The 14,111-nt window shown below is 74.3% G+C and carries 12 protein-coding genes; 8 read left to right on the forward strand and 4 right to left on the reverse strand.

All coding sequences use genetic code 11. From position 1 onward, the window contains the following. Positions 1 to 64 precede the first annotated feature (64 nt). Positions 65 to 853: a DUF3050 domain-containing protein gene (locus ABTY56_RS00900; RefSeq protein ID WP_350625059.1), complete on the forward strand. Its 789-nt coding sequence runs from the start codon at positions 65 to 67 to the stop codon at positions 851 to 853. Positions 854 to 863: 10 nt separating this feature from the next. Here ABTY56_RS00900 and ABTY56_RS00905 read toward each other — a convergent pair whose 3' ends face one another. Then, positions 864 to 2,213 (reverse strand): acyltransferase, encoded by a 1,350-nt coding sequence (locus ABTY56_RS00905; protein ID WP_350625061.1) that lies wholly within the window; start codon positions 2,211 to 2,213, stop codon positions 864 to 866. Positions 2,214 to 2,403: 190 nt separating this feature from the next. On the opposite strand from ABTY56_RS00905, the gene ABTY56_RS00910 reads away from it, so the two are divergent. From ABTY56_RS00910 to ABTY56_RS00930, 5 genes are all read left to right on the forward strand, one after another. Next, positions 2,404 to 4,770 carry an ABC transporter ATP-binding protein/permease gene (locus tag ABTY56_RS00910; protein ID WP_350625063.1) on the forward strand — a complete coding sequence of 789 codons (2,367 nt, stop codon included), beginning with the start codon at positions 2,404 to 2,406 and terminating at the stop codon, positions 4,768 to 4,770. A 205-nt stretch (positions 4,771 to 4,975) separates the two neighbouring features. Beyond that, positions 4,976 to 5,596: an SH3 domain-containing protein gene (locus ABTY56_RS00915; protein ID WP_350625065.1), complete on the forward strand. Its 621-nt coding sequence runs from the start codon at positions 4,976 to 4,978 to the stop codon at positions 5,594 to 5,596. Next, positions 5,593 to 6,660, forward strand: a complete 1,068-nt coding sequence (locus ABTY56_RS00920; RefSeq protein WP_350625067.1) for a serine/threonine-protein kinase — start codon at positions 5,593 to 5,595, stop codon at positions 6,658 to 6,660. The genes ABTY56_RS00915 and ABTY56_RS00920 overlap by 4 nt, the downstream gene beginning before the upstream one ends. Then, a complete protein-coding gene (locus ABTY56_RS00925; protein WP_350625069.1) occupies positions 6,648 to 7,022 on the forward strand; it encodes a DUF1304 domain-containing protein in 375 nt (124 codons plus the stop codon). The genes ABTY56_RS00920 and ABTY56_RS00925 overlap by 13 nt, the downstream gene beginning before the upstream one ends. 86 nt (positions 7,023 to 7,108) lie before the next feature. Then, complete coding sequence (locus ABTY56_RS00930) at positions 7,109 to 7,606, forward strand: hypothetical protein (RefSeq protein ID WP_350625071.1); 498 nt, start codon at positions 7,109 to 7,111, stop codon at positions 7,604 to 7,606. Between the two features lie 15 nt (positions 7,607 to 7,621). Here the strand turns inward: ABTY56_RS00930 and ABTY56_RS00935 are convergent, their stop codons facing one another. Continuing rightward, positions 7,622 to 8,974 (reverse strand): streptophobe family protein, encoded by a 1,353-nt coding sequence (locus ABTY56_RS00935; RefSeq protein ID WP_350625073.1) that lies wholly within the window; start codon positions 8,972 to 8,974, stop codon positions 7,622 to 7,624. Positions 8,975 to 9,176: 202 nt separating this feature from the next. Here ABTY56_RS00935 and ABTY56_RS00940 point away from each other — a divergent pair, with 202 nt between their 5' ends. Both ABTY56_RS00940 and ABTY56_RS00945 read left to right on the forward strand, forming a co-directional pair. After that, positions 9,177 to 10,685 (forward strand): DUF6777 domain-containing protein, encoded by a 1,509-nt coding sequence (locus ABTY56_RS00940; RefSeq protein WP_350625075.1) that lies wholly within the window; start codon positions 9,177 to 9,179, stop codon positions 10,683 to 10,685. 108 nt (positions 10,686 to 10,793) lie between these two features. Continuing rightward, the gene (locus ABTY56_RS00945) at positions 10,794 to 11,603 is read left to right on the forward strand and encodes a nucleotidyltransferase (protein WP_350625077.1); all 810 of its coding nucleotides are present in this window, start codon (positions 10,794 to 10,796) and stop codon (positions 11,601 to 11,603) included. A gap of 95 nt (positions 11,604 to 11,698) precedes the next feature. Here ABTY56_RS00945 and ABTY56_RS00950 read toward each other — a convergent pair whose 3' ends face one another. Next, positions 11,699 to 13,444, reverse strand: a complete 1,746-nt coding sequence (locus tag ABTY56_RS00950; protein ID WP_350625079.1) for an LCP family protein — start codon at positions 13,442 to 13,444, stop codon at positions 11,699 to 11,701. Beyond that, positions 13,437 to 14,033 carry a DUF6542 domain-containing protein gene (locus ABTY56_RS00955; protein WP_350625081.1) on the reverse strand — a complete coding sequence of 199 codons (597 nt, stop codon included), beginning with the start codon at positions 14,031 to 14,033 and terminating at the stop codon, positions 13,437 to 13,439. The genes ABTY56_RS00950 and ABTY56_RS00955 overlap by 8 nt, the downstream gene beginning before the upstream one ends. Positions 14,034 to 14,111: the final 78 nt, after the last annotated feature.

Genomic DNA, 14,111 nt, shown 5'->3' on the forward strand with positions numbered 1-14,111 from the left:
TCCCACAGCCCGTCCACAGCACTCCCCGCGACCGCCACGCCCCCGTGACCGACAAGGAGCCCGCATGTCCGCCAACCGCTACCACTGGGACCGCTCGCACCCCGGACTGACCAGCCTGCAGCAGGCCATCGACCCGCTGCGCCGCGAGGTGGTCGGCCATTCCGTGTACCCCGCGCTCACCGACATCGAGCGCGTCCGCACCTTCCTGAACAGCCACGTCTTCGCCGTCTGGGACTTCATGTCGCTGCTGAAGAGCCTGCAGCGCGACCTGACCTGCGTCGAGGTCCCGTGGGTGCCGAGCGGCCCGACGGCCAGCCGGCGACTGATCAACGAGATCGTGCTGGTCGAGGAGAGCGACGAGCTCGGCGAGGGCTACACCAGCCACTTCGAGCTGTACCTGGAGGGGATGCGCCGGGCCGGTGCCGACCCGCGCCCGATGGAGGCGTTCCTGGCCCTGCTGGGCACCGGCTCCGCCGTGCCGGAGGCGCTGAAGGCCGCCGAAGTCCCGCAGGCGGCCGTGGACTTCACGAGTGCGACCTGGTCCGTCATCGAGAACGCCCCGGTGCACTGCCGGGCCGCCGCCTTCGCCTTCGGCCGCGAGGACCTGATCCCCGAGATGTTCGCCCAGGTGATCGCGATCGACGACCCGGACGGCCTGCTCACGGTCTTCAAGGACTACCTGGCCCGGCACATCGAGGTCGACGGCGAGCAGCACACCCCGATGGCGATGCAGATGCTGATCGACCTGTGCGGCGACGACCAGGCCAAGTGGGACTCCTGCGCCGAGACCGTCCGCACGGCGCTGCAGGCGCGCTCCCGGCTGTGGACCGCGATCGAGCGGTCCTTCCGGTAGCTTCCGGCGCTCAGATCACCTTCGGCAGCACGGCGGCCGACGCGGGCGGCTCGTCGGCCGCCGTCCGGAACCGGTGCAGCGCCGCCCGGCCCTCCGCGCCGCGGACCCGGGCGGCGAGCCGGGCCGGCAGCACCACCGTGGTCAGCCACCCCTCGCCGCGGAATCCCTCGACCGTCCAGCTGACCCACGGCAGCGGGTAGTTGGCGGCCGGGCTGAAGAACACCGGGTGCTGCCCCTGGAAGCTGACCGCGTAGGCGCCGAAGCGGCTCCAGTTGGAGAAGCTGAACCGGCGCGCCTGCGGGTCGAAGCCCAGCGGCACGCACTCGCGCAGCCGCGAGCGGCCGAGCGCGGCCAGGAACCCGAGGTTGGCACGGAGGTTGAGGTGCGCGGTCGGGAACTCCTCGACCGCCGCCCGCAGCGCGCCCGCCAGGGCCGCCGGCCCGTCCTGGGGCCGGTGCGGTACGTGCACCTCGCTCAGCAGGTTTCCCACCAGGGCGGGCGAGAGTCCGAGCCAGCGGCGCGCGTTGACCGGGACGGTCAGCATCCGCTCGACGTCGTCGCCGTCCAACTCCCTCAGGGTGCCGAGGAGGTGTGCGCACAGCACGTCCCCGGCGGAGAGCCGGCGCCCGGCCGCGGCACCGAACTCCTCGCGCATCCGGGCCACTTCGGCGTCGGTGAAGGCGATCTGGACGGTCCGGTTGGCGCGCGGCCCGGCCGCCACCGCACGGGCCAACAGCTCGGCCTCGACCGGCGAGGGCACCCGGAACCCGGGCCGCCCGCAGTCCTCGGCGGGCAGCGTCGCGTCCAGCAACTCGTCCTGGTCGCCGACGAGTTCGGCTTCCGGGAGCGGTTCCCCCTCGACCGCCGCCGACCAGATCCGCAGCAACAGCATGAAGCTGTGCAGATCGCCGATCGCGTGGTGCCAGGAGCAGCCGAGCAGCGTCCCGCCGTCGGCGGTGCGGGTGATCCGGACGGTGAGAAGTGGGGCATCGCCGGTGCGGGCGCCCTGCGCGTCCAGCCGGTCGACCAGTTCGGACCCGACCGCCGTGACCCGGCCCATCGCCTCGGCGAGCGTGCCGTCCACCGTGTAGACCTCCAGCGGCACGCCGGAGTCGTCACAGACCGCTTCCAGGACGCCGTCGACGGTGCGCAGCCGCCCGGCGAAGACCGGCACCCGCTCCAGGGCGCGGGCCAGGCCGGCGGCGAGCCGGTCGTCGTCCAGCGGCTGCTCGAAGCAGAGCACGACCGAGACGGCGAGGTCGGCGAGCATGGCGTCCATCAGGCCGCAGCGCAGCACCCGGCCGGTGGCGCGTCCGGCTCGGACGGTCCGGGATCGGCGCAACTGGGGCCAGATGCTCATGTGTTCCGTTCCGAAGCACTCGACGACACTCGATGACACTCGGTGACGCCCGACGCCCGGCGACACCCGACACCCGACGCTCGGCGACGCGCGGGCACGCCGAACGATAGTGCCGCCCCGGCACAGTGGTCCAGTCCAATCCCGGAGTCCGGGAAGGCCCTTCGCGCCTCCCGGCGATAGAATGCGCAACATGGGAGAGCGCGTCGGCGCACTCACTGCGCCACCCCTCGTCCTGGTCACCGAGACCGACTCCCAGCTGATCGACCCGGCTCGGGCCTATCACGTCGGCCGCGACCCGACCAGTGAGATCGTGCTGGACGACCCCCGGGTCTCCTGGCACCACGCGATCCTGCGCGCCACCGACGGCCACTGGCTGCTGGAGGACGTGGGAAGCACCAACGGCACCTTCGACGACGGCCACCGGGTCAGCCGCGAGGACGTCGGCCCGGGCACCCTGCTGCGGTTCGGCGATCCGGCCGACGGCCCGTCCGCGACCTTCGCCGGCCTGCCCGCCCCGGCGCCGGACGAGCGCACGGTCCTGGTCGCCCCGGAGAGCTCCGGCGTCTTCCGCAGTCCGAGCGCCGTCCTCCAGCTGCCCGGCCGCGCCGTGCGGATCGGTCGCTCGCCGGACAACGACCTGGTGCTGGACGACCTGGTGGTCTCCCGGCACCATGCCGAGCTGCGCGAACTGCCGGACGGCAGCCACGAGATCGTCGACCTGAACAGCCACAACGGCACCTACCTCAACGGCCGCCCGGTCAAGCGCGGCCCGGTCGGCCCCGCGGACATCGTCGGCATCGGCCACTCCGCCCTGTGCCTGGTCGACGGCCGACTGGTCGAGTACACCGACACCGGCGAGATCTCGCTGGACGTCCAGCACCTGGTCGTCCACGTCGGCCCGGACCGCCGGGTCCTGCTGGACGACGTCAGCTTCCCGCTTCCCGAGAAGACTCTGCTCGCGGTGGCCGGCCCCAGCGGAGCGGGCAAGTCCACCCTGCTCAACGCGCTCACCGGGCTGCGCCCCGCCGACCAGGGCACGGTGCTGTACGACGGACGCGACCTCTACCGCGACTACGCCGAGTTGCGCCGCCGGATCGGGCTGGTCCCGCAGGACGACATCCTGCACACCCAGTTGACCGTCCGCCGCGCGCTGACCTACGCCGCCGAGCTGCGCTTCCCCGGCGACACCGACCCGCAGGAGCGGGAGGCCAGGGTCCTGGAGGTGATCCACGAACTGGGCCTGGACGAACGGGCCGACCAGGTGATCGCCAGTCTCTCCGGCGGCCAGCGCAAGCGGGTCAGCGTCGCCCTGGAGCTGCTGACCAAGCCCTCCCTGCTCTTCCTCGACGAGCCGACCTCCGGGCTGGACCCGGGCATGGAGCGCTCGGTTATGCGGATGCTGCGCGGGCTGGCCGACGACGGCCGCACGGTGGTCGTGGTGACGCACAGCGTGCTGAGCCTGAACGTCTGCGACCGGCTGCTGGTGCTGGCCCCGGGCGGCCGGACGGCGTACTACGGGCCGCCCGGCGAGGCGCTCGACTACTTCGGTCAGGACGAGTGGCCGGAGGCCTTCGAGGCCTTCGAGAGCGACACCGAGGGCGTCGCCCGCGACCGGTTCCGCGCCTCGCCGCAGTACCAGCGCTACGTGACGGCCGAGGCGGCCCACCCGGCGCACGACGCCGTGGCGACCGCGCCGACCATCGGCCACGAGAAGCCGCAGAGCTGGCTCTCCCAGCTGGGCACCCTGGTCCGCCGGTACGCCGCGGTGCTCTCGGCCGACCGGCTCTTCCTCACCGTCATGATCGCGCTGCCGTTCATCATCGGCCTGATGTGCCGGGTGATGGCCGGCTCGCGGCTCACCGACGAGAACGCCATCAACTGCCTGCTCACGCTCTGTCTCGGCGGTGTGCTCACCGGCTCGGCCAACTCGGTGCGCGAGGTGGTGAAGGAACGCGCGATCTACCGGCGCGAACGCGTGGTCGGCCTGTCCAGATCGGCGTACCTGATCTCGAAGGTGGTGGTCCTCGGGGCGGTCACGGTGGGGCAGGCCGCGGTGCTGACGATCGTCGGCCTGGGCGGGGTCAAACTCTCCGCACAGCCGCGTCCGGGCTCCCCGCCACCGGTGACGACCGGTGTGCTGATGCCGCAGCTGCCCGAACTGATCATCGCGGTCGCGGTGCTCGCGTTCACGGCGATGATGCTCGGCCTGGTGGTCTCCGCCGCCGTCGACAAGGAGGAGACCACGATGCCGCTGCTGGTGCTCATCGCCATCGTCCAGATCGTCCTCAGCGGTCTGATGCTCAAGCTGGACGGCGTGCCCGGCCTGGAGCAGTTCGCCTGGCTGTTCCCATCGCGGTGGGGCCTGTCCTCCATGGCCCGGACGGTCCAGCTGAACGGACTGACTGTCCCGTCCCCGATCACCGAGGACCCGATGTTCCGCCACGAGCGCACCGGCTGGCTGGTCGGCATGGGCGCGATGCTCGGCCTCTCGGTGGCGTACGGGCTCGCGGTGCTCGCCCTGCTGCGGCGGCACGAGCCCTCGGTCATGCGCAAGTAGTCCGCCGACCGGGTGGTCCGCCGACCGGGCCCGGGTGCGGGCGTGAACCCGCGACCGGGCTGGGCATGCACCCGCGACCGGGCCTGGGCGTGCACCCGCGACCGGCGCCGGGTCGGGCCGCCGCCGGTAGAGTGGGAAGCGACCCTGTGGAGCGAGTCGTGCCGCGCGCGGCGGGGGTCGCGCGGCGGAGGAAATGTAGCCGCCCATGGACGAGTTCGCGTTCAACCCCACCCACGTCGCCCCGCCGGGCGGACTGGCCTCCTGGACGGCCCCGGACCCGGAACGGCCGTCCGCCCGGTTCGACGCGCTGCTCCCGCTGCAGCTGCTCGGCCGCCAGGGCGACTGGGCGCAGGTCCTGTGCTCCAACGGCTGGAGCGCCTGGGTCGACGGCCGCCTGCTGGTCGCCCTGCCGCAGCCGCCGCCCGCCGCCGGGGGCCCGCCCGCCCGGACGGCCGATCCGCGCCCGGCGCTCGCCGAGGCCGAGGCCGCGCTGGCCCGCTACCGCGCCCTGCTGGAGGACCTCGCGGCCGGGACCCTCGACCTGGAGTCCTTCCGGGAGCGCACGCGCGGCCTGCGGGTGGGCCTGGTGGTGGACGGCGAGGCGCTCTGGGTCTTCGACCCGGTGCACGACCGCTGGTGCTACTGCGACGGGCTGCAGCTGCAGACGTACGCGGCCACCGACCGGCAGCCGCCCGTCGCACCGGAGCCCTCCCCTCGGCACACGCCGACAACCCCGACACCGGCGCACTCGCCCGTGCCCGGGGCCTCGCCGTCGCCGTCGCCGGTGGGCGGCCCGTACGCGCCCACCCAGGCCGGCGAGCCGTGACCTCCGCCGAACAGCCGTCCGCCCCGAGCCTGCCCGCCGGCCTGGTCGGGCGGAAGGTCGCGGGGTACCGGCTGGAGAGCGAGATCGGGCGCGGCGGCATGGCCGTGGTCTACCGGGCCAAGGACCTGCGGCTGCGCCGGACCGTCGCGGTCAAGCTGCTCGCCCCCGAGCTGGCCCGCAACGAGGTGTTCCGGCAGCGCTTCATCCACGAGTCCGAGGCCGCCGCGGCGATCGACCACCCGCACATCATCCCGGTGTTCCAGGCGGGCGAGCACGACGGCATCCTGTTCATCGCGATGCGCTACGTCGAGGGCGGCGACCTGCGTGCCCTGATCAATCGGGGCGGCCCCTTCCCGGTGGAGCGCACCACCCGGTTGGCCCTGCAGATCGCCTCCGCGCTGGACGCCGCGCACGACCACGACCTGGTGCACCGGGACGTCAAGCCGGGCAACGTGCTGGTCGCCGCCGGCACGGACAGCGAGCACCCCGAGCACCTGTACCTGGCGGACTTCGGGCTCACCAAGAAGTCCCTGTCGCTCAGCGGGCTGACCAGCGTCGGCCAGATCGTCGGCACGCTGGACTACGCGGCGCCCGAGCAGATCTCCGGCCGGCCGCTGGACGGGCGCTGCGACCAGTACAGCCTCGGCTGCGTGGTCTTCGAGATGCTCGCGGGCACCCCGCCGTTCCGCCGGGAGAGCGACCTCGCACTGCTCTGGGCCCACCTCAACGACCCGCCGCCCGCGCTGGAGGAGCACCGGCCCGACCTGACGGCCGCGGTGACGGCGGTGGTCGCCCGGGCGCTCGCCAAGACGCCGGAGGAGCGGTACGCGAGCTGCCTGCAGTTCGTCGCGGAGCTGCGCGCGGCGACCACCGGGGCCGCCGCCCCCGACGCGGCCCGGTGGGGCGGCGGCGGGCCGCCCACCCAGGTCGTCCCGGCGTTCGACCCGCGCGTGCCCCGCGCAGTGCCGGAGCCGCCCACCTGGGCCCGACCGGTCGTCCACCCGCCGTCCGCGTGGCCGTCACCGTTCGCATCCGGAGGGAGCCGCCCGTCATGGACGCCGTGAGCCAGGTCTTCGCCATGGTCGCCGCCGCGATCCACCTCGTCGCGTGGCCGCTGGAGAGCTTCCTCTACGGTCACCCCCGGGTGCGCTACCTGCTCACCGGCAACACGGCGGACGCCCCGGAGGTCCGGCTGTGGCGCTTCAACGTGGGCTTCTACAACCTGTTCCTGGCGCTCGGCCTGGTCACCGGCCTGGTCCTGCTGCACTCCGGCCACGCCGGCTCGGGCCGGGCGGTGATCCTCTACATCGCCGCCTTCATGGTCGCGGGCGGGATCACCCTGTTCGTCTCGGAGCCCAGGCTGTGGCGCGGGGCGCTCGGCCAGGCCGTTCCGGCGGCGGTGATCCTGCTGTCCGAGGCCTTTTGACGGGTCATCACCTGTTTCACGGACCGTCGGCGCGGCTACAATCCGCGTGCCCCGTGACGGTCGCGGCGGCGTCTGGGGGTGGCAGGGTGGCGCAGTCCACGATCGGCGACAGATACGTGGTGAGCCTCGGCTGCAGGGCGGGCGTGGAACACGGACCCTCCACGACGACGGTCAGGTGGAGCGTCTCCCACGTGCCGGAGGGCGGCGCGCCCCGGCCCGCCGAGGGGGACCGGGACATCGCCCTCATCTGCCCGCGCTGCACCCGGGCGTTCTCCGTCCGGGTGGAGAGCGCCGCCCGGGCGAGGGCCAAGCAGCTGGTGCACCGGGCGCTGGGCTGGCTGCTGCTGCTCTCGCTGCTGGCCACCGTCCCGATGCTGATCCACCTGGGCGGCCAGACCGTCGAGGAGGGCGACGACCGGAGCACCGAGAACATCGGCCTGCTCTTCGCCCTGGCCGCCGCGGGCGTGATCATCGGCCCCTCGCTGCTGTTCAGCGCGAAGATGCACAGCGGCGTCAGGAAGCTCCGGCTCGTCCGCGACGACGGCACCAAGACCGCCCTGGTGCAGGGCCACCGGCTGTTCTGAGCCCCGCCCGGCCCGTCAGCTCCCCGACGACCCCTCCTCGGTGACCTCTCCCCGGTGCCGCGCCCGGGTGGCGAGCAGCGCGCCGAGGCCGCCGGTGACCAGGCCCCAGCCCGCCGCGAGCGGGACGGCCGTCCACAGCGAGGGGTGCAGCGTGAGACTGCCGCTGCCGAGGCCTGCCACCGGGTTGGAGCCGCCGAGGACGGAGCCGATCAGGTCGTCCAGGCCGCCGCCCTGCCCGAGCCCGACGCCGAGCACGGAGAGCCCGTACTCGGCGTCCATCCGGGTCCACAGGCCCACCAGCAGCATGGTGACGGCGCAGGCCAGCGCGAACCGGACGGCGTGCTGCCAGAGCCGGACGGTGCGGGGCGCACGGCGGGCCGCCAGGAAGGCGGCCGCGAGCAGCAGGACGGCGGCCAGCGGCAGCAGCAGCCAGGCGCGCGCGTCCTGGTCGGCCAGCGCGCCGATGTCGACCGTCGCCTCCTGCCCCTCCGGCACGCGCAGCACCTCGGAGAGCGGCTTGGGCACGGGCAGGCCGAGCGCGCCCTTCAACCTGCCCTGCCACTCGGCGCCGAGCCCGAGGCCGAAGGCCATCCAGGCGAGGTCGGGCAGTGCGAGCAGCACCACCGCCATGGTCTGTCGGGCGTTGCCGTTGACGATCGCGGTCAGCACCCCCGCCGCCGCGCCGATCGCCAGGTACGCCAGCAGCACCATCCAGAGGGCGAACGCGGCCGGGCGGACGGCGAGTTGGTGGCGCACCAGGGCGGGCGGCAGCGGCGCGCGCCGGGACACCGCGAAGGTGACCGCGAGCACCACCAGCAGCCAGGCCAGACCGATGCCGACGGTGCTGAGGCCGTCCGCGTGGAAGCCGACCTCCGGGGTCAGCCCGAGGGCGCCGCCGATCGACTCCACGAGGTCTCCGCCGAGCGGGACGACGAAACTGTGCCGGGCGGCGACGGTCAGCAGGACGAGGGTGAGCACCCACAGCACGACCGTCCGGGCGATCCGGCCCAGCAGTTCACCCCCGCCGGCCACCGCGCGGAAGCGCAGCTGACGCAGGAACACCTCGGCCATCACGACCGCGCCGACCACCGAGACGGTCAGCGGCATCGCCGTGATCCCGGCGTCGACGGCGGCGAAGTTCCCCGCGCCGCCGTCGAGTTGGACGGATCCGCCGACGGCGAGCGCCAGCGTGCCGGCGACCACGGAGGCGAAGCCGCCGTCCGGGAGGTCGGCGGCGCCGGCCAGCCAGAGGCCGAGCGCGGCCACCGCCGCCATCGCGACCACGCCGGCCAGCACGACGGCGAGCGCGTCCAGCCAGCCGCGGACGGCTCCGGGCGGGCCCACGGCCCGGGTCGTGGGCTGCTCCATGCCGCCTCCTGGTCGCTCGACGGGCCTCCGGCTCTCCGGGCCCGCTCGGATTCCAGGGTGGCCGACGGCCGGTGCGCACGCTCGGCGACGCCCCGGGCACCTGCTGTTGCGGCGGGCGGGGCGCCGGGAGAGAAATGGAAGCCAGTGGCAGGAGCTTCCCGTGCCGAACGCGATCGCCGGCCGCCTGCGAAACGGAGCCTCGATGACCTCCCAACCACCGCCGTCCGGACCACCGACCGAGCCGCCGTACGGCCCTCCCTCCGGTCCCCCGTCGGGCCCGCTGGCCGGTCCGCCGTCCGGCGGCGGCAGTTCCGGGCCGTCGTCCGTGCCGCCGCCGCCCTCGGGCCCGCCCGGGGGCTCCGGGCCGCCGTCCGGTGGTGGCAACGGTTCCAGCGGCTCCGGCGGACGGCCGCACCGCCCGTGGTGGCGCTCCCCGAAGGGGCTGGCGCTGGCGGCGGGCACCGTGGTGGTGGCCGTGGTGGCCACCGTGGTGATCGTCAGCAACCAGGGCAGCAAGACCGAGGCCATCCCGGCTGCGAACGAGGTCGCCCTGCAGGCGCCGTCGGACCCGGGGCCGGCCCCGTTCACCCCGTCGGTGGAAACCCAGGGGGTGAGTGCGCCCGCTCCGGCCACCTCGGCGGCGCAGCAGCCCGGCGGTGCCACCCACCCGGGCGGCGCAACGTCCGGGGGCAAGCCGTCGGCCGCCCTCCACAGCGTCGAGGGCAGCTCCGCCGGGCTGTACGGCGGCGCGATGGGCAAGTCCAGCTGCGACACCGAGCGCCTGATCGGAATGGTCTCGACCGGGGAGACCGGGCGCGCCTGGGCCTCCGGCGCCGGCATCGCGCAGCCCGACATCCCCGGCTACCTGCGCTCGCTCACCCCGGCGTACCTGCGGGTGGACACCCGGGTGACCAACCACAGCTACAAGAGCGGGGCCGCGGTCGAGTACCAGTCCGCGCTGCAGGCGGGCACCGCCGTCCTGGTGGACGCCCAGGGCGTGCCCCGGGTGCGCTGCGCCTGCGGCAACCCGTTGGGGCCGCCGAAGCTGATGAGCAACGCCAAGTACACCGGGAAGGCCTGGACGGGCTTCCAGCCGTCCACGCTGGTCGTGGTGGTGCCGGCGCCGCAGCCGGTGACCGCGATCGTCCTGGTGAACATCGACACCGGCGGCTGGTTCGCCCGGGCGACCGGGCAGATCAAGATCGTGGACAAGCCCGTCGAACCGCCGAAGGGCCCGCTCGCGCCGGGCGTGCCGCCGCCCGCGCCGTGGCAGCCGACCACGCCGTCGGGTTCGACGACCTCAGGGTCCACCAGCTCGGGCTCCACGACGTCCGGGGCCACCACGTCGGGTGCCACCACGTCCGGGGCCACGACCTCGGGCTCGACCACCTCGGGCTCCACCACCTCCGGGTCGACCACCTCGGGCTCCACGACATCCGGCTCGACCACCTCGGGCTCGACCACCTCGTCGGGCGGGCCGTCGTCCTCCTCGGCGACGACCTCCTCGGGCACTCCGTCCGCGACGAAGTCGACGTCGAGCACCGCGCCCTCGACCGCCACCACGGCCACGACCGCCGCCAAACCGACCACCACCGTCGCGACGACCGCGAGTACCACCACCACCGCGAAGACGCCGCCCGCGGCCTGTGCGAGCACGGCGCCCTCGACCCTCCCGCCCTGCCCGACCACGCAGGCCGCCACGCCGAGCTGACCGGGCGTCCGGCCCCGCCCCGCGGCCACCGTCCGACTCCCGGCCGGTGGCCGCGGAGCGCCGGATATTCGCTGGTCAGCGGGGCGGACAGTGCGGCAGAGTGCCTCCATGACCACCGCTCAGGGGCTGGACGCCGACGGATTCATCGCCCGGGAGGGCTCGCTCGCCCGTATGCCGGCGCCGTTCGCGCCGGTGGTCGGCGCGGCCCGCGAGCGGATCGCCGGCGCCTTCGGCCCCGACCGGCTGCACAGTGCCTACCTCTACGGCAGCATCCCGCGCGGCACCGCCGTCCCCGGTGTCTCCGACCTCGACCTGCTGCTCGCCCTGCACCACGAGCCCACGGCCGCGGACCGGGCCGACGCCGACGCCCTCGAAGCCGCGCTGGACGCGGAGTTCGCGCAGGTCGACGGGGTCGGCGTGCTGCTCTTCGGCACCCGCACCCTGCTGAGCGAGCTCGAACGGCACGACCTGGGCTGGTTCGTGGCCTGCCTCTGCACCCCGCTGCTCGGCGCGGACCTCGCCGCCCGGCTCCCGCGCTACCGGCCCACCTCCCTGCTCGCCCGGGAGACCAACGGCGATCTGGCCCTGGCCCTTCCCCGCTGGCGTGAGCGCGCGGCCGCCGCCACCACGGACGCCGAACTCCGCGCCCTCACCCGCACGGTCACCCGCCGCGTCGTCCGCACCGGCTTCACCCTGGTCATGCCCCGTTGGGGCGGCTGGACCAGCGACCTCACCGCCTCCGCCGAGGCCTTCGCCGCCTACTACCCCGAGCACGCCGACCGGATGCGCCTGGCCGCCGCCACCGCCCGCACCCGCGCCGCGGACCGTGACGTCCTCACCATGCTCGTCGACGACCTGGGCCCGTGGCTCGCCGCCGAGTACACCGCCGTACACGGCGAGAAGGCCCCGCGCTCCTGACCGACGGAGGCTCCGTCCGCGTGACGTGCGGCGATCGGGTGTCGTCCGGCCCCGCGGAGCCGGAGCCGTCCGCTCAGTCCACGCAGGAGATCCCGTCAGTCCACGCAGGGGATCCCGCCCGCCCTCACCGCGGGCCCCTGCATCGGCAGGCCCACCGCCGGATCGCCGGACGGGTCGCCCGACGCGGCGGAAACCGACGCGGCGGCGCCAGACGGCACGGCGGTGGGGCCGGGGGTGCGGGCGGCCGAGAGGGTGAGCAGGATGTGGCCGGGCGCCACGGTGCCGGAGGGCGCGGCGGTGACGCCGTAGCGGCCCGCGAGCTGCTGGGCATCGGCCTTCGCGCCGCTTCCGTAGGCCACGGTGGTGACCCTGGTCCGGGCCGGGGCGTCACCGATCCTGCCTGCCTGGTAACCGAGTTCGGCCAGCGCCTTGGCTTCGTTGGACGCCGCGCCGGCGCCGGCCGCCGCGTTGACGTCGACCACCGCCTTCGCCGGCCCGCCCGGTGCCGCCGACGCGGAGGCGGCGGAGGCGGCGGAGGCGGCGGAGGCGGCGGCGGGGGCGGCGCCCGCGTCGCCCGGCTGGTCCCCGGCGGGAACGGCCGCGGCGGCCGGCTCGTGGTTGAACAACTGCCGGACGATCTTCCTGATCAGGTCCGGGTTGACGGTGTTGACCTCCTGCCCGCCGACCGTCCTGAAGCCCGCGATCGGCAGGGTGTTGAACTCGACGTTGCCGCCCGTCAGGTTGGGCGCCTGCTGGGCGAAGTCGAGGATGTTCCACTCGTTGTCGATGACGACGTCCTTCTTCACCACCCCGAACAGCTTCTGCATCTGCCCGAAGTCGTTCAGGATCCCCTGCTGCTTGAGCCTGTACTCGACGGAGGAGATGAACGCCTGCTGCCGGTGGGTGCGGTCGAGGTCGCCGTTGGTGAGGTGGTGGCGCTGGCGGACGAAGGAGAGCGCCTGGGCGGCGGTGAGGGAGCTGATCCCGGCCGGCAGCTTGAGGCCGGTGCCGCCGCCCTCGTGGGTGGCGGTGCGGGCGATGATCGGATCGTCCACCGGGTGGTTGAGGCAGACCTGGATCGGCTCGACCGCCTTGGCGATGTCGTAGAAGCCGATCAGGTTCACCTCCGCGAAGTGGTCGATCGGGACGTCCAGGAGGCTCTGCACGGTCTGGATGGTGGCCGAGCGGCCGGCTTCCCGGCTCTGCCGCTCCAGGTCCGCCTTGGAGAGCCCCTTTCCGGCCAGCTTCAGCTCGGCGGCGTCCTTCGCGATGCCGTACGCCTCCTTGATCTTGTGCATCCTGCCGTCGGCACCGACGGTCTGCACGTAGTCGTCGCGCGGGACGGACAGCGCGGAGACCTTCCCGCCGTTGGCCGGGATGTGCAGCACGATCAGGGCGTTGGTGTTGTAGCCGCCGATCCCGCTGGAGCCGGCGTGCAGTTCGTCCTCCACGAACTGCTTGGGCAGGTCGTTGCCGTCCATGTCCTTGCGGCTGTCCAGTCCGATCAGCAGCAGGTTGACGGACTTGTCGAGGTGTGGCGGGGCGTTCTTCTTGGCCTCGCTCAGCGCCATGGACTTGATCATGCCGTCGTCCAGGCTTCGGTACTCGTACCAGGTGAGGCCGCTGGCCCCCAGCACGGCGATGGAGACGGCGCAGGCCAGGGTGCGCCCGGCGACGGTCAGCGGGGCGGGGCCGCGGCGCGGGGTGCGCCCGCGCGGGCCGCCGGCCCGGCCGGTACGAGGGGTACCACTGGAACGTGGAGTGCCACCGGTACGGCTGCCGCCCCGACCGCCGGCACCGCCGGAACTGCCCGTGCCCCGGCTCCGGTTGCGCTCAGCCACGACGGCCCCCCGGGGACGCGACACCCGAACCGTCGGGTCGCCGGCGGTCGAGCACGACCCGGCCGACGACCACCGCCAGCGCCGCTCCCACCGCGACAGCCATCACCGGGAACGCCTCGACCACCCAGCGCAGCGTGCCGGTTCCCAGGTTCCTGCCCCGGTACGTGTCGGGGTGCGCCGCGTACTCCACGGCCGACGCGGCGAGCAGCACCACCACCGGAGCCGCCGTCACCACCCACCACCGGCCCGGCCGGGTGCACAGCGCCGCCGCGACGCCCGTCCCGAGCACCGAGCCCGCCGCGAACAGGAGGCCGACGCCGGTCCCGCCCAACTCGTCGGCGACACCGCCCAGTACGGGCAGCCCGACCGCCGCGCACCCGGCCACCAGCCCGCGGCGCCGTCGCGCCTGCTGCCGGCGGCGCGCCGCCCCCGTCCGCTGCGCCCGCGCCGACCGCTGCGCGCCGGCGTGCCCGGCGTCCGCCGCGCCTCCCGGAGCCCCGACCACCCGGGAGCGCTGGGCGGGGAAGGCGCGGTCCTCGGGGCGCGGTCCCGCGTCCTGGTACGGCGTTCTCGCCCGCTGGCCGGCCATGCGCACTTCCCTCGATCGTTGCGGCTGCGGCGACGCGATCGCACCGCCGCGGTTGCCGGGACGCCTTCGGTCCCGGCA

The sequence above is a fragment of the Kitasatospora sp. NPDC097691 genome (assembly GCF_040302665.1).
Lineage (GTDB): Bacteria > Actinomycetota > Actinomycetes > Streptomycetales > Streptomycetaceae > Kitasatospora.